The sequence below is a fragment of the Streptomyces sp. 2323.1 genome (genome assembly GCF_900221035.1).
In the GTDB taxonomy this organism is placed as follows: Bacteria; Actinomycetota; Actinomycetes; order Streptomycetales; family Streptomycetaceae; genus Streptomyces; species Streptomyces sioyaensis.
The window spans coordinates 1,479,477-1,494,849 of the sequence record NZ_LT907981.1; the positions used below are offsets into that span (position 1 = coordinate 1,479,477).

13 protein-coding genes are annotated in these 15,373 nt (G+C 72.5%); 7 read left to right on the plus strand and 6 right to left on the minus strand.

All coding sequences use genetic code 11. From position 1 onward, the window contains the following. The first annotated feature begins 220 nt into the window (after nucleotides 1–220). Nucleotides 221–925 (plus strand): GntR family transcriptional regulator, encoded by a 705-nt coding sequence (locus CPH93_RS05765; RefSeq protein WP_093486414.1) that lies wholly within the window; start codon nucleotides 221–223, stop codon nucleotides 923–925. Here the strand turns inward: CPH93_RS05765 and CPH93_RS05770 are convergent. Together CPH93_RS05770 and hydA are read right to left on the minus strand one after the other, a co-directional pair. Beyond that, nucleotides 849–1,922 carry a TIGR03842 family LLM class F420-dependent oxidoreductase gene (locus tag CPH93_RS05770; RefSeq protein ID WP_093649251.1) on the minus strand — a complete coding sequence of 358 codons (1,074 nt, stop codon included), beginning with the start codon at nucleotides 1,920–1,922 and terminating at the stop codon, nucleotides 849–851. The genes CPH93_RS05765 and CPH93_RS05770 overlap by 77 nt on opposite strands. Before the next feature lie 21 nt (nucleotides 1,923–1,943). Further along, entirely contained in the window at nucleotides 1,944–3,335 is a 1,392-nt protein-coding gene (gene hydA / locus CPH93_RS05775) for a dihydropyrimidinase (protein WP_093486410.1), read from the minus strand. Nucleotides 3,336–3,717: 382 nt separating this feature from the next. Between hydA and CPH93_RS05780 the strand changes: the two genes are divergently transcribed. After that, on the plus strand, nucleotides 3,718–4,602 hold the full coding sequence (locus CPH93_RS05780) for an ABC transporter substrate-binding protein (RefSeq protein WP_093486408.1): 885 nt from the start codon (nucleotides 3,718–3,720) through the stop codon (nucleotides 4,600–4,602). Nucleotides 4,603–4,698: 96 nt separating this feature from the next. Here the strand turns inward: CPH93_RS05780 and CPH93_RS05785 are convergent, their stop codons facing one another. After that, nucleotides 4,699–6,021: an aspartate aminotransferase family protein gene (locus CPH93_RS05785; protein WP_173909727.1), complete on the minus strand. Its 1,323-nt coding sequence runs from the start codon at nucleotides 6,019–6,021 to the stop codon at nucleotides 4,699–4,701. After that, the gene (locus CPH93_RS05790; RefSeq protein ID WP_093486404.1) at nucleotides 6,018–6,860 is read right to left on the minus strand and encodes a nitrilase-related carbon-nitrogen hydrolase; all 843 of its coding nucleotides are present in this window, start codon (nucleotides 6,858–6,860) and stop codon (nucleotides 6,018–6,020) included. The genes CPH93_RS05785 and CPH93_RS05790 overlap by 4 nt, the downstream gene beginning before the upstream one ends. Nucleotides 6,861–7,065: 205 nt before the next feature. On the opposite strand from CPH93_RS05790, the gene CPH93_RS05795 reads away from it, so the two are divergent. The 3 genes from CPH93_RS05795 (at nucleotide 7,066) to CPH93_RS05805 (ending at nucleotide 9,680) form a co-directional block, all read left to right on the plus strand. Continuing rightward, a complete protein-coding gene (locus CPH93_RS05795) occupies nucleotides 7,066–7,497 on the plus strand; it encodes a MarR family winged helix-turn-helix transcriptional regulator (RefSeq protein ID WP_093486402.1) in 432 nt (143 codons plus the stop codon). Further along, the gene (locus CPH93_RS05800; protein ID WP_231977194.1) at nucleotides 7,494–9,047 is read left to right on the plus strand and encodes an MFS transporter; all 1,554 of its coding nucleotides are present in this window, start codon (nucleotides 7,494–7,496) and stop codon (nucleotides 9,045–9,047) included. The genes CPH93_RS05795 and CPH93_RS05800 overlap by 4 nt, the downstream gene beginning before the upstream one ends. A 78-nt stretch (nucleotides 9,048–9,125) precedes the next feature. Next, on the plus strand, nucleotides 9,126–9,680 hold the full coding sequence (locus tag CPH93_RS05805) for an isochorismatase family protein (protein WP_093486400.1): 555 nt from the start codon (nucleotides 9,126–9,128) through the stop codon (nucleotides 9,678–9,680). Between the two features lie 3 nt (nucleotides 9,681–9,683). Here the strand turns inward: CPH93_RS05805 and CPH93_RS05810 are convergent, their stop codons facing one another. Both CPH93_RS05810 and ggt read right to left on the minus strand, forming a co-directional pair. Continuing rightward, a complete protein-coding gene (locus CPH93_RS05810) occupies nucleotides 9,684–11,171 on the minus strand; it encodes an amidase (RefSeq protein WP_096212168.1) in 1,488 nt (495 codons plus the stop codon). A 202-nt stretch (nucleotides 11,172–11,373) separates the two neighbouring features. Then, entirely contained in the window at nucleotides 11,374–13,203 is a 1,830-nt protein-coding gene (gene ggt, locus CPH93_RS05815; RefSeq protein ID WP_096212169.1) for a gamma-glutamyltransferase, read from the minus strand. Nucleotides 13,204–13,476: 273 nt separating this feature from the next. Here ggt and CPH93_RS05820 point away from each other — a divergent pair, with 273 nt between their 5' ends. Then, nucleotides 13,477–14,220 carry a hypothetical protein gene (locus CPH93_RS05820; protein WP_093486394.1) on the plus strand — a complete coding sequence of 248 codons (744 nt, stop codon included), beginning with the start codon at nucleotides 13,477–13,479 and terminating at the stop codon, nucleotides 14,218–14,220. 106 nt (nucleotides 14,221–14,326) lie between these two features. Then, entirely contained in the window at nucleotides 14,327–15,184 is an 858-nt protein-coding gene (locus tag CPH93_RS05825; protein ID WP_096212170.1) for a polysaccharide deacetylase family protein, read from the plus strand. Nucleotides 15,185–15,373 lie beyond the last annotated feature (189 nt).

Sequence of the window (15,373 nt, forward strand, 5' to 3'; positions counted from 1 at the left end):
CTCCGTGCAGAGCGGATCGAGGATGTCACATGGGCGCAAGGCGTCACCTTGGCGAATTTTGGGATCCCAAACTTAGGCCGATGATGCACCCCTCACGGCAGCCGGTCAATGGAGTCGTCCGGCGATTTCGGGGCGCCCCGGCCTCGTGGTGGCCGCCACGCGGCAACTACCATGTGGTAACGGACCTGAGGGTCACCGCACCATCGACGGGAAGTGAGAGGTGTCCGCTGCTGCACAGCCGCCGCAGCCCTTGGCGGCCGTCCGCGAACGCGTCCACACCGAGCTACGAGAGCGCATCATCAACGGTGAGCTGGAGCCGGGCAGCCGTCTGGTCGAGCGGGAAGTCGCCGAGCTCTTCGGCGTCTCGCGCCTGCCCGTCCGGGAAGCCATCCGGATCCTCACGGCGGAGGGGTTTCTCACCGCGGAGTCCGCGCGCCGTGTTGTCGTACGCCGGCTCACCCGCAAGGACGTGGATGAGCTCTTCGAGCTCCGGGAAGCGCTGGAGGGTTACATCGCCGGGCTGGCCGCGGACCGCGCGTCCCCCCACGATCTTGAGACGTTGCGGGCTCTGCTGGACCAGGCGGCGAAGGCTACCCAGCGGCAGGCGATGGCCGAGATTTTTGAGATCAACAACCGATTCCACGAGCAGATCCTGGCGCTGGCGGACAACAGCGCGATCGCCAAGGCCCTGCACACCGCTGAAGGCCGTATGCGGTGGATCACCAGGCAGAACCGTGAGTGGAGCCACCTGCTGGAGGAGCACCAGCGGCTCTACGAGGCGATCGCCTCGGGAGATGCGAACCGGGCCACGGCAGTTGCGCTGCAACACGTGAGGGTCAATCGCCTGGTCACCCTGCACGCCCTTTTCGGGCCCGAGGACGGCCCGAGTCCCGACTCGCCGTCGGTGCCTGCATCACGGGAATGACGTCACCGGCATACGCGTCGATCACTGCTCGCTTCGCGTCGTGCATCGCGTACAGCGCGAACTGGTCGACGCCCAGCTCCCGCAGCCGGCGCAACTTTTCCACGTGCGCGGACGCCGGGCCGACGAGACAGAAGCGGTCCACGATCTCGTCGGGGACGAACGTGGTGTCAGGGTTGCCGGCGCGGCCGTGGTGAGCGTAGTCGTAGCCCTCGCGGGCTTTGATGTAGTCCGTCAGCTCCTGCGGGACCAGGCCGGAGTCCGCGCCGTACGTGGACACCAGATCGGCTACATGGTTACCGACCATGCCACCGAACCAGCGGCACTGTTCGCGCGCGTGCGCGAGCGCCTCGGGCGAGTCCTCGGTGACGTACGCGGGGGCCGCGACACAGATCTTGACATCGGAGGGGGAACGGCCTGCCGCCGCTGCGGCTTCGCGCACCGCCTTCACCATCCACTCCGTGAGGAACGGGTCGGCAAGCTGCAGGATGAAGCCGTCAGCCTCCTCGCCGGCCATCTTGAGCGCCTTCGGACCGTACGCCGCCATCCAGACGGGCAGTTGGGCGCCTTCGCGCACCCAGGGGAACTTCACGATCGTGCCGCCGCCGAGGTCTGCCTCGTCGCCGCGCCCGAGCGCCCGGATGGCCTTCATGGCCTCGCTGATCCGCGCGAGCGTGTGGGGCTTGCGGCCCGCCACCCGCATCGCGGAGTCGCCGCGGCCGATGCCGCACACGGTGCGGTTGCCGTACATGTCGTTGAGGGTGGCGAAGGTGGAGGCCGTGACCTCCCAGGTACGGGTGCCCGGGTTCGTGACCATCGGGCCTACCGTGAGGCGGCTCGTCTCGGCCAGGATGCGGCTGTAGATGACGAACGGCTCCTGCCACAGCACGCACGAGTCGAACGTCCAGCCGTGCGTGAATCCCCCTGCCTCCGCGCGCTTCATGAGGCTCACGACCTCGGAGGCCGGCGGGTCGGTCTGCAGAACGAGTCCGAAGTCCATGGTGGTCCCCTCCGTGGTTCCTCAGTTGAGGTACTGACAGGTTCCGCGCGGGGTGTACGCGCCGTGCCCGACGCTGCCCGTGAACTCCCGCTCGGTGATGACGAGTTCGCCGCGCGAGAGGACCGTCTCCACCCGTCCGGTCAGGCGCTTGCCCTCGTATGCCGAGTAGTCGACGTTCATGTGGTGCGTGGCCGCCGAGACGGTCTGCTCGGCGTGCGGGTCGTAGATCACGATGTCGGCGTCGCAGCCCGGCGCGATGGTGCCCTTCTTCGGGTACAGGCCGAACATCCGGGCCGGTGTCGCGCAGGCGATCTCGATCCAGCGGCGGCGGGAGATATGGCCGTCGACGACCGCCTGGTGGAGCAGGTCCATACGGTTCTCGACGCCGGGCATCCCGTTGGGGATCTTGGAGAAGTCGCCACGACCGAGCTCCTTCTGCCCGGCGAAGCAGAACGGGCAGTGGTCCGTCGACACCACCTGGAGATCGTTCGTACGCAAGCCCCGCCAGAGCGCCGCCTGGTGCTCGCGCGGCCGAAGCGGCGTGCTGCAGACGTACTTCGCGCCCTCGAAGTCCGGCTCGGCGAGGTTCTCCGTCGACAGGAACAGGTACTGAGGGCAGGTCTCGCCGAACACCGGCAGGCCGTCGTGGCGAGCGCGCGCCAGCTCGGCGAGGGCTTCCTGCGCCGACACGTGCACGACATACAGCGGCGCCCCCGCGACCTGGGCCAGCTTGATCGCGCGATGCGTCGCCTCGGCCTCCAGGAGCGCTTTCCTGACCTCTCCGTGATACCGCGGGTCGGTCTCGCCCCGCGCCAGGGCCTGCTGCACGAGCACATCGATCGCGATGCCGTTCTCGGCGTGCATCATGATCAGGCCGCCGTTCTCGCCGGCCCGTTGCATGGCGCGCAGGATCTGCCCGTCGTCGGAGTAGAAGACCCCCGGATACGCCATGAACAATTTGAACGAGCTCACGCCTTCGGCGACCAGACCGTCCATTTCCTTGAGCGTCGACTCATTTACGTCGGACACAATCATGTGGAAGGCGTAATCGATCGCGCAGTTGCCGTCGGCCTTCGCATGCCAGGCGTCCAGGCCGGACCGCAACGCCGTGCCCTTCGACTGCACCGCGAAATCGATGATGGTCGTCGTCCCGCCCCACGCCGCCGCCTTCGTACCGGTCTCGAACGTGTCCGACGCGAAGGTGCCGCCGAACGGCAACTCCATGTGCGTGTGCGCGTCGACCCCGCCCGGGATCACATACTTCTGCGAAGCGTCGAGGACGCGATCGGCGGTCCACTGCTGACTGCCCGGTGTCGCCACCGCCTCCACACGACCATGCTCGACCAGCACGTCCGCATGCATCTCCTCAGCGGCAGTGATCACAAGGCCGCCGGTGATGAGAGTCCGAGTCATTCCCGAGAAGTCCCTTCACATCGCATTCGAAGGACAGCAGGACTGCCAGACAGCCCGGCATCGCCTGGCCCATCCGAACTTGGGGCGTGAGCCGGGGCAGCCACCGAGCCACTGCCCCGTCTACACCCGTAGATTCCGGCCGAGAGGGAGACCGTAGAAGCATGTCACCCACGGTGGCAATACCGTGACCGTTGATCAGTGGAGACTTTCGTGTTGCGCCCACGATCAGCTGGACGGTTGAACGCGGGCCGGCCGCCGGGCCCGCGGCCGGGCCCCGAGGGGTGCGGGGGTGGCGCGATGGGCAGATATCCGCCGACGCGGGCGGGGACCCTCGCGAGCAGCGGTACGGCACCCGGACGGACGACGCAGAAGGCGGCAGGTCATGGAGCAGAGCACACCGTGGGAGTTCTCCGACGACCGGGGGCGCCTCGCGGTGGCCGGGGAGCGGCCGTACCGGATCGTGGCGTACATACAGGCGGGGGCGACGCTGTGGGACCACGGCATACGGCCCGTCGGGCTGTTCGGGTCCGCGCACGACGGCGCCGCCCCCGACCCCGCCAAGAGCGGGGAGCTGCCGCTCGCCGAGATCCCCTACCTCGGTGCGGGCCACGCCCTGCACCCGGACGCCCTGCTGGCGGCGGAGCCGGACCTGGTGGTGGCGGTGACCTATGACGGCGAGCAGGTCTACGGGCTGGCGCAGAAGGCGGCGGAGGAGCTGGAGGCCCATGTCCCGCTCGCCACGGTCGCGGTGGGCCCCGGCCGCAGCCTGGCCGAGGTGCGCGAACGGTTCGCGGCGCTGGCCGGCTCGCTCGGCCGGGGCGAACCCCTGGGCGCCGCCCGCGAGTTGGACGCCGCGGAGGACGCCCTGCGGCAAGCGGCCGGCGGTGCGGTACGGCCGCGGGTGCTGGCGCTGTCGCCCGCGGGCCCCGAGCGGGTGCATCTGGCCCGGCCCGGTTCCTGGCCGGAGCTGCGGGCGCTGGCCGAACACGGCGTCGGCCTGCTGGCGCCGGCGGCCGGTGCCGGTCTGAACTGGTCCACGGTCGGCTGGGCGGACGCTGCGGCGATGGACCCGGACATCGTGCTGATGGACGTACGGGTCAACGCCGCCCGGCCCGAGCAGCTCCGGACCGACGAGCACTGGCGCGCGATCGAGGCCCGGGCCCGGCTGCTGCCGTGGAACCCGGAGGCCCCGTGCAGCCGGCGGGCGCACACAAGTTTCTTCCGCCTGGTGGCGGAGACGGTGCGGGCGGCGGCGGGTCGGGCGTAGGTCGTGTCCGCAGGGTTCCGCCCGGCCCGCCCCGCGCAACGGCCGGAGCCGGAGCTCGGAACCCGGCCCCGGCCGCACGCTTCCGGAGCGCCGCACCTACGAGGGCGCCAGCACCCCCTGCGTCGCCTGGAGCGCGTCCGCGAGCAGCGTCGCGCCCTCTTCCGCCTCGGCGACGGTCAGCGTCATCGGGGGCGCGATGCGCAGCGAGGCGCCGCCCTGGCCGCCCTTGCCGATCAGCAGGCCGCGCTCGCGGGCGGCCTCCAGCACCAGTGACGCGGCCTCCGGGGCGCGCTCGTCGGTGCCGGGACGGACGAGTTCGACGCCGATCATCAGGCCGCGGCCGCGCACTTCGCGTACGAGGTCGAGGCCGGCGGTCACCGCCCGCAGCCGTTCGATGAGCAGTCCGCCGACCCGTCGGGCGTTGCCCTGCAGATCGTGTTCGAGCAGGTAGTTGAGGTTGGCGAGGCCCGCGGCCATGGTGACGGGGCTGCCGCCGAAGGTGGAGATGGAGTTCGCGGTGAGCGAGTTCATCACCTCCGCACGGGCCACCACGCCGCCGATGGCCATGCCGTTGCCGATGCCCTTGGCGAAGGTGAGCAGGTCCGGCGGGCCGTTGTCGGCGTGCGCCTGCCAGCCCCAGAAATGGTCGCCGGTACGGCCCCAGCCGGTCTGTACCTCGTCGCTGATCCAGAGGATGCCGTGCCGGGCGAGCACCTCGCGGAAGGCGGCGTACAGCCCGTCCGGCGGCATGGTGAACCCGCCGACGCCCTGGACCGGTTCGGCGATCAGCGCGGCGACGCCGCCCGCGGTCTGCTGGAGCATGTCCTCCAGGTCGGCGACGCAGGCGGCGATGTACTCGCGGTCGCCGAGCTCGGAGTACGGGCCGCGGGTGCGCACCCCGCCGTGCACATAGAGCGTCTGGAGCGGCGAGAGGCTGGTGGGCGACCAGCTCTGGTTGCCGGTGATGCCGACGGTGGAGAACGACCGGCCGTGGTAGCTGTTGCGCATCGCCAGGACCTGGTTGGAGCGGCGGTGCGCGGTGGCCAGCAGCAGGGCCGCGTCATTGGCCTCCGTGCCGGAGGTGGTGAAGAAGACCCGGGCATCGGGGATGCCGGAGAGCGCCACGATCCGCTCGGCCAGGTCGACCATGGGGCGGGAGAGGTAGAGCGTCGAGGTGTGGATGATGCGGCCGGCCTGCTCGCTGACGGCCTTGGTCACCTCGGGCAGCGCATGGGCCGTCATGGTGGTGAGGATGCCGCCGAAGAAGTCGAGGTAGCGGTTGCCCTCGGCGTCCCAGACGTGCCGGCCCTCGCCGTGGGTGAGTTCGAGCGGCCGCTCGTAGTAGAGGCTCAGCCAGGAGGGCAGGGCGGCCTGGTGGCGGGCGTGCAGGCTCGCCGCGTCCTGGGGGTGCTGGGTCATGGCTGCACCAGCCCGTCGTACGCGTCGGGTCGGCGGTCGCGGTAGAAGGCCCATTGCTGGCGGACCTCGTCGATCAGGGAGAAGTCGAGGTCGCGGACGACCAGTTCCTCCTTGGAGTCGCTGGCGAGGGCGCCGACGAACTGGCCCCGGGGGTCGACGAAGTAGCTGGTGCCGTAGAAGTCGTTGTCGCCGTACTCCTCGACACCGACCCGGTTGATCGCCGCGATGAAGTACTCGTTGGCGACCGCGGCGGCGGGCTGCTCCAGCTGCCACAGGTAGCCGGACAGGCCGCGGGAGGTGGCGGAGGGGTTGTAGACCAGCTGGGCGCCGTTGAGGCCCAACTGCCGCCAGCCTTCCGGGAAGTGGCGGTCGTAGCAGATGTAGACGCCGACCTTGCCGACGGCGGTGTCGAAGACCGGCCAGCCGGCGTTGCCCGGCTTGAAGTAGTACTTCTCCCAGAAGCCCTTGACCTGCGGGATGTGGTGCTTGCGATAGGAGCCCAGGACCGTACCGTCGGCATCGATGACGGCCGCGGTGTTGTAGTAGAAGCCGGACTGTTCGACCTCGAAGACGGGGACGACGATGACCATGCCGGTCTCGCGGGCGAGGTCCTGCATCCGCCGGACGGTCGGGCCGTCGGGCACCGGCTCGGCCCAGCGGTAGTGCTCGGGCTCCTGGACCTGGCAGAAGTACGGAGCGTTGAAGACCTCCTGGAAGCCGATCACCTTCGCGCCCTGCGCGGCCGCCGCTCTGGCGTACTCCTCATGCTTCGCGATCATCGATTCGGTGTCGCCGGTCCAGGTCGCCTGGACCAGTGCGGCACGCACAACATCGGCCATGAGCTGCTCCTTTGTCGATGCGTCAGCCTGCGGCCACGCGGGATCCACGACCCGGTGCACGGCGCGATCTACGCGTGTGGAGGTGACCGTAAGCCCCGTCACCCACCGTGGCAAGACCATCTCCACTGTGGCGCGCCCGGGCGCCTTCCGGGAATATCGACAGGCAAGCTTGCAAGTTTGCCTGTCAATCTCCTACGCTGAAGGTATGCCGGAAAAGGACCACGAACATCTCGCGACGGAGCTGGGCGCCGCCGTTTCGCTGCTCATGCGGCAGATGCGCGCCGCCTCGCCCCATGGCGAGCTCTCCCCGACCCAGCGCGCGGTGATCGGCCGCATCGACACCGACGGTGAGGCGACCATCGCCGCCCTGGCCCGCGCCGAGCGGGTCCGCCCGCAGTCCATGCGGCTGACCGTCGGGGCGCTGGAGGAGCGCGGCGTCCTCGCCCGCCGCCCGCATCCGACGGACGGCCGCCAGGTCGTCTTCTCCCTCACCGAGGAGGGCCGCCGGCTGCTCGCCGTCGTACGGCAGGCCAAGCACAACTGGCTGGCGGTGGCCATCGCCGACCGGCTGACCCCGGAGGAGCAGCGGACCCTGGCGACGGCCACCGAGCTGATGCGGCGGCTGATGTCGGAATGAGCGACTCCGCCAGGCTCGGACGGGGCGGCGCTGTGCCGGAGGCGGCGATACCGCCGGCGGCCCCGGGGCAGGAGGCCTGTGAACGGACCGCCCCCGGCGCCGCCCCCGCCGCCGCCACCGGCCCCGGCTCCAGCTCCGGCCCCGCCTTCGGCCCCCGGCTGATGGCGCCGCTGCTGCTCGGCTCGCTGCTGAACCCCATCAACTCGACGATGATCGCCACCGCGCTGGTGGCGATCGGCCAGGACTTCCACGTCGGCGCCGCCGACACCGCCTGGCTGGTCTCCGCGATGTATCTCGCCAGTGCGGTGGGCCAGCCGTCGATGGGGCGGCTCGCCGACCGCATCGGGCCCCGCCGGGTCTTCGCCGCCGGGGCGCTGACCGTCTGCGCGGCGGGCGTCCTCGGGGCGCTGGCCCCCACCTTCGCGCTGCTGATCGTCTCCCGGGTCGTGCTCGGGATCGGCACCGCGGCCGCCTACCCCGCCGCGATGGCGGTGCTGCGCGCCGAGTCCCTGAGGACCGGCTGCCCCACCCCGCGTCAGGTGCTCGGCCGGCTCTCGCTCGCCGCGCTGGGCAGCGCGGCCGTCGGCCCCACGCTCGGCGGGCTGCTCGCCGCGACCGCGGGCTGGCGCGCGGTGTTCGCGGTGAACGTTCCGCTCGCGCTGCTCGCCCTGGTCGGCGCGCTGCTCTGGCTCCCGGCCGACCGGAAGGACGCCCGGCCGGCGCACGCCGGGAGTGCGTCCGCCTCCACCTCTGCCTCCCTCGACCCGCTGGGCATCGCCCTGTTCGCCGCGGCGCTGACCTGCGTCATGGTCTTCCTGCTGCACCTGGAGGACCCGCAGTGGCTGCTGCTGGCGCCGGCCGGGGTGCTCGCGGGCGCCCTGATGTGGTGGCAGCTGCGCCACCCGGCGCCCTTCATCGACCTGCGGATGCTCGCCCGTAACGGCGCGCTGGTGCGCACCTACCTCCGGCACGGACTGACCTATCTCGTCATCTACTGCGTGCTGTACGGCTTCAGCCAGTGGCTGGAGCAGGTGCACGGCGCTTCGTCCTTCCAGGCCGGACTGATCATGCTGCCGATGTCCCTCGCCGCCGCGGTCTGCTCGCTCGTGGGCGCCCGGACGAAGGGGATCCGCGCCCCGCTGACCGTCGCCGCGGTCTGTCTCGCCCTGGGCAGCGGCGTCTTCCTCCTGCTCCAGGGCGCCGGCCCGCTGGTCGCGCTGCTGTGTGCCGGGGCGCTCTTCGGCATCCCGCAGGGCCTGTCCTCCACCGGCAACCAGGCCGCCGTCTACGCCCAGGCCCCGGCCGACGGCGTGGGCGCGGCCGCCGGGCTCCAGCGCACCGCCCAGTACCTCGGCGCGATCACCGCAGCCGGCCTCATCGGGCTGCTGTACGGGCAGCGCGCCTCCGACTCCGGGCTGCACGAGATCGCCCTGATCGGCGTCGTGCTCGGCCTGCTGCTGCTCACCCTGACCCTCGCCGACCGCGGCCTGCGGCCCGGCGCGACGGGGACCGTGACCGCGACCGGGACCACGACCGGGACCGGCGGCTGAATCCAGCCATCGGTCCCCCGGCCCACCACGGCCACACCCGTCACCACACCACCACCCCTCACCCCACAAGGAGCCCCCGTGCCCGCCACCACCCTCGATGCCACGACCGCCCTGGTACTGATCGATCTGCAGCGGGGCATCGCCGGGCTGCCCTGCCTCCCGCTGCCCTCCGCCGACGTCATCGGGCGCGGCGCCCGGCTGGCCGCCGCGTTCCGGACGCACCGGCTGCCCGTCGTCCTGGTGAACGTCACGGGCGGGGCGCCGGGCCGTACCGAGTCCCCGCGGCCGGGCGGCACCCCGCCCGCCGACTGGGCGGAGCTGGTGCCCGAGCTCGGCCGGCAGGACGGCGACATCCTCGTCACCAAGCAGCAGTGGGGCGCCTTCCACGGCACGAACCTGGACCTGGAACTGCGCCGCCGCGGGGTCACCCAGATCGTCCTCGCCGGCATCGCCACCAGCATCGGGGTCGAGTCCACCGCCCGTGCCGCGCACGAGCACGGCTACCACGTCACCGTCGCCACCGACGCGGTGACCGACCTGGACGCCGACACCCACCGCAACAGCGTGGAGAAGGTCTTCCCACGGCTCGGCGAGACCGACACGACCGAGGCGATCCTCGCGCTGCTCGGCTGAGGCTCAGCGCGGTACGCCGTCGAGCCGCTCCGGGTGCCCGGGCGGGCGCCGCTCGTGCCAGCGCAGATCGTCCTGGAGCTGGGCGGCCAGCGAGATCAGCAGGGGCTCGGCGTGGGCCGGGCCCAGCAGCTGGGCGCCCAGCGGCAGGCCGTCGGCGCTGAACCCCGCGGGCACGCTCACGCCCGGCCAGCCGAGGACGTTCCACGGCCAGGCGTACGGGCAGGCCGCGATCATGGCCTGATCCGTACGCCAGCCGTTGAGCTTGGCGAGGGTGCCGATGCGCGGGGGCGGGGTGGCGGTGGTCGGCGTCAGCAGGACGTCGTAGGGGCCGAACAGCGCGCCGATACGGGACTGTTGGCGCCGCTCGACGGCGCGCGCCCGGCGCAGGACGGGACCGCCGAGCAGCCGGCCCATCCGTGCCGCCCCCCGCGTCCGGCGGTCCAGCAGGGAGCGGTCCGGGACCCGGTCCGCCCACTCCCCCACGCCGGCCGTGGCGCGCGGGACGAAGGCGAGCCCGACGAGTCCGTAGTCCGGTTCGGCCTCCTCGACGAAGTGCCCCAGGCGGGCCAGGGTGCGGGCCACCCCGGTCACCGCGGCCCGGACGTCGGGGTGCAGCGGCTTGCGGGTGAAGGTGAGGGCCGCCTTCCAGGACAGCGCGATGCGCAGCCGGCCCGGGTCGCGGCCGGCCGCCTCGCGGGCCGCGATGGCGGGCGGCCGGTGCAGATCGCCCTCGTGGTTGCCGCTGGCCACGTCCAGCAGCAGGGCCGCGTCCTCGACCGTACGGGCCAGCGGTCCGATGCCGGTGATGCCCTGGAAGGACTCGGGGTCGGGCCAGGTGGAGATGCGGCCGCGCTGGGGCTTGATGCCGACGAGGTGGGACCAGGCGGCGGGGATCCGGACCGAGCCCGCGCCGTCGGTGCCGAGCGCGGCCGGCACCAGGCCGGCCGCGACCGCCGCGGCCGAGCCGCCGGACGAGCCGCCCGGCGTGTGGGCGAGGTTCCAGGGGTTGCAGGTGTTGCCGAAGGCCGGGCCCTCGGTGAACGGCCACTGCCCCAGTTCGCAGGCGTTGGTCTTGCCGACGATGATCGCGCCGGCCGCGCGCAGCCGCCGGACGACCTCGGCGTCGCGCTCCTTGGGCGGGAACTCGCCGGCGCAGCCGAACGCGGTCGGCTCGCCCGCCACGTCGGTGTCGTCCTTGACCGCGACCGGCACCCCGAGCAGCGGCAGCCGCTCGCCGGCCGCCAGCCTGCGGTCGGCCTCCGCGGCCTCCGCCATCGCCGCCTCGGCCCGTACCCGCCGGAAGGCATTGACCGTGCCCTGGGTGGCCGCGATGCGCTCCAGCGTCCGCCGTACCAGCGCGGTCGAGCCCACCCGCCCTTCGGCCAGCGCCCGCGCCTGCTCGGTGAGGCCCTCCAACTCCCCGGCCGGTGCACCGATGTGCCGGGCCGGGGCCGCCCCGGTCTCGCTGTCCTGGCTCTCGTCAACGCTCACGCTGCGTGCCCTCCCTGGGACCGCTCATTCGAACGAACGGTCCCAGGAGGCTAATCGCCACCTCGATCACCATCAACGGCGCCGCGCGGGGCGGCACATCGACGACACACGGACGGCACACAGCGGCCGGGCGGGTACCGGCGGTGTGTCGTCCGGGTTACCCACCCGCGGTGGCGTGGGCCGGACGCACCCGCCGGCGCCGTCACTTCGGGTGGACGACCATCGCCGAGCCACCGCCGCGCCGTACCTTCTCGGCCGCGGCCAGCCAGCGGCCGTCCGGCAGCCGCTGGACGCCGGTGGCCGCCCCGATCTCCGGGTTCGGCTTGAAGGCATGGCCGAGCGCTTCGAGTTGGGTGCGCAGCGGGCTGTTCCACAGGGCGGGTTCGAGGTCGGTCTGTGCCGCGTTGCGCTGGCTGGCCCGCGGTGCGGCGATCGCGTCGGCCAGCGGCATCCCCCGGTCGAAGTGGTTGACCAGGGTCTGCAGCACGGTGGTGATGATGGTCGCGCCGCCGGGCGAGCCGAGCGCCACCACCGGCCGGCCGTGGCGCAGCACGATCGTCGGCGACATGGACGAACGCGGCCGCTTGCCGGGACCGGGCAGGTTCGGGTCATGGACGGCCGGGTCGGCGGGCGCGAAGGAGAAGTCGGTGAGCTCGTTGTTGAGCAGGAAGCCGCGGCCCGGGACGACGATGCCGCTGCCGCCGGTCTGCTCGATGGTCAGGGTGTAGGCGACGACGTTGCCCCACTTGTCGGCGACGGTCAGATGGGTGGTGTTCGGCCCCTCGTACGTCGTCGGGGCGGCCTTGCCGGCGCTGCCGCAGGGCTTCGGGTGGCGCGGGTCGCCGGGCGGCAGCGGGCTGGTCAGGGCCTTGTCGTCGCGGATCAGGCAGGCCCGGGAGTCGGCGAACCGCTGGGAGGTCAGGCCCTTGGTCGGTACGTTCTCCTGCGCCGGGTCGCCGACCCAGCGGCCGCGGTCGGCGAAGGCGATCCGGCTCGCCTCCAGGTACCGGTGCAGATACTGCTGCTCACTCAGCCGCGAGAGGTCGCTCTTCTCCAGGATGTTGAGCGCCTCGGCGACGGTGGTGCCGCCGGAGGAGGACGGCGCCATGCCGTAGACGTCGAGGCCGCGGTAGCGGGTGTGGGTCGGCGCCTGGCTCAGGGTCCGGTAGGCCCGCAGATCACCCGCGGTCAGCTTGCCGGGCCGCACCCTGCGGGTGGAGCCGGGGCGCACCGGCGGTTTCTGTACCGTACGGACGATGTCCCGGCCCACCGCGCCGTCGTAGAGCGCGCCGATGCCCTTGTGCGCCAACTCCCCGTACGTACGCGCCAGATCGGGGTTCTTCATGGTCGAGCCGACGGCCGGCAGCTTGCCGCCGGGCAGGAAGAGGCCGGCGGTGGCCGGGAAGTCCCGGAAGCGCGCTTCGTTGTCCGCGGTCTGCTGACGGAAGGTCGCATCGACCGTGAATCCGTCGGCGGCCAGCTTGCGGGCCGGGCCCAGCATCTGGCCCAGGGACCGGCTGCCCCACGTGCGCAGGGCGGTGTCCCAGGTGGCGGGGGTGCCCGGGGTGCCGACGCCCAGTCCGCTGGTGACGGCCTGGTCGAAGGGGAGCGGTGTGCCGTTCTCCAGGAAGAGGTCCTTGCCGGCCGTGCGCGGGGCGGTCTCCCGGCCGTCGAGGGTGCGTATGGAGTGGGATCTTGCCTGGTAGTAGACGAAGTAGCCGCCCCCACCGATGCCCGCGGAGTAGGGCTCGGTGACGCCGAGGGCGGCGGCGGTGGCGACCGCGGCGTCCACGGCGTTGCCGCCCTTCCTGAGCACCGAGATGCCGGCGGCGGAGGCGTCCGGGTCGACGCTGGAGACGGCCCCGCCGTAGCCGACGGCGACCGGGGACTTCTCCGGTGCGGCGGTGGCGCGGCCCCGGGCCGCATCGGGGCGCGGTGGCGCGGCGGAGCCGGCGGCGGCCGGAATCGCCACCATGGAGCCGGCCAGCGCGGCGGCCGCTCCCAGGACGGTGAGGCGTCGGGCTCTGGTCATACCGGGATTCCTCCAAGGGCCTGCGGGCGGCGGCAAGGGGCGGCCGGAGCCTACTCGTGTGCGCCGTGCCCCGACAGAGGGTCTGCGGGATGCGGTGGGCCCATGGGCGTACGGATCGGCGGCCGTGCGCGGCGGGATCGGCGGCCCTTTCACGTACGGATCAGCTGCCCTTTTGCGTACGGATCCGGTAGGCGCGCACGGACCGGGACAAGCCGCCCGGGCGCCCCGCCCGCCCTCGAACACACACCCGGAATGCCGCTACGCTCCCCGGCCATGGACGACACCCTGCAGCTCCTGACCACCGCAGCCGTGGCCCTCCTGGTGGGCCTGGCCGCCGGCTGGGCCGTGCGATCGGCGGCCGTCCGCCACAAGATGACCCGTGAACAGGCCTTCTTCGGGCTGCCGGACGGTTCGGAGTGCGTGCTGGTCACTCATCGGGACAGCTCCTCGGCGCACTGGAGCATCCCGCGCCATGACGCGCTGGCGCTGCTGGGGCTGGCCGCGGTGATCGAGAACTGCGGCGCGCACCCCGAGGTCGCGCCGCACGACACCGGCCTGCAGGGCTTCGGCGCGCGCACCGAGTTCTGTGTTGGCGACCCGACCGCGCACCGCCGGCTGGCGGCCCATCTGGCCAATCTGCTGCCGGGGGTCGCGGTGCAGCCGGGCGACGAGTCCGGCGCGGGCCGCGGCACGTTCACCATTGGCGGCACGGCGTACCGGATGGAGCCCGGCGCGGTCGAGTACGTTCTGCTGGCCCGGCTGCGGGCCGGTGAAGGTGACCGCCCGGTGTTCCTGGCGGCCGGCCAGCGCCCGGTCACGCACCGGGCCGCGGTCCGCCATCTGGTCCGCAACCGTGCCCGGCTGGCCCGTAAGCACGGGGCCGACGGCCAGTTCTGTCTGCTGCTGAAGGTGGTCAACTCGCAGGCGTACGGGCCCGATGTCGTGGAACTGGTCGCCGATGTCACCAAGGCCGCAACGACGGCCGCGGAGGCGAAGGGCCACCGGGCGGCGGCCTGAGGGCGGGCGCCCCGCGCGGGCAGCCGTGCGGGCCGATCGGGTACGGAACCCGCCCGCCCCGTGTCGCTCCCGCCGCCCCGGAAGGCCGCGTGAGAGCACCTGAAGGGTGACATCCGATGAGCACACAAGTGCCAGGCGGGCGTTCCTCCGGGCCGCGCTCGTGATCGGTACGCTCGCCGTCGGCCGCGTGCTGCTCCCGTCCCGCGCCGTGGAGCCGGGCGGCCCGCACCGCACGCCGGCGTCCCCTACCGCGGGAGCCGACCCGCCGGCGGGCGCCGGCCGGCCCGCCACGGCCGGCGACCCGGAGAGCCACCGGCTGCGCCCGATGGCCGGCGAGACCTCCCGCTCCGGTCCGGGCGCCTCGCCACCGCACCCCGATGTCGCCTTCACGCTCGCCACCGACCGCCGCGAGATCTTCCTGACCTTCGACGACGGTCCGCACCCCCGGCACACCCCGGACATCCTGCGGATCCTGCACCGCCACGATGCCCGCGCCACGTTCTTCGTCATCGGCGAGAACGCCGTCGCGTTCCCGGACCTGCTGCGGGACATCGCCGACGAGGGGCATGCCGTCGCCAACCACACCTGGACCCATCCGCAGCTCACCACGCTGCCCCCGGGCGCGGTGCGCAGCGAACTCGGGCGCACCAGCAGCCTGCTCGAAGAGGTCCTCGGCACCGCCCCCGACCTGGCCCGCGCACCGTACGGCGCCTGGGACGACCCTTCGCTGAGCATCTGCAACGACCTGGGCATGTCGCCCGTCGGCTGGGCGGTCGACTCACAGGACTGGACGACCCCCGGCGCCGAGACCATCGCCGACACCGTCCTGGCCGAAATCCGTCCCGGCGCGATCGTCCTGTCGCACGACGGGGGCGGCGAGCGCCGGCAGACCGTCCAGGCGCTGGAGTGGTATCTGCCACGTCTGCTGGACGACGGCTTCCGTCCGATCCGCATCGAGCCGTGACGCCCCGACCCCCAACGACGGCCGCACCGAGGGGCGGTGTCACCGCCGCCCTTCGCCGCCGGCCGGCCGCGGCGACCGGCGGCGAAGGGTGAGCGCCGTCACCCGGTACGCCGGAAGCTCACCCTATGGTTTATCGTTCAATTGGAAGCGGCGCCGCACGACGGCGCCCGAGGGCCTTCCCCCTGGGAA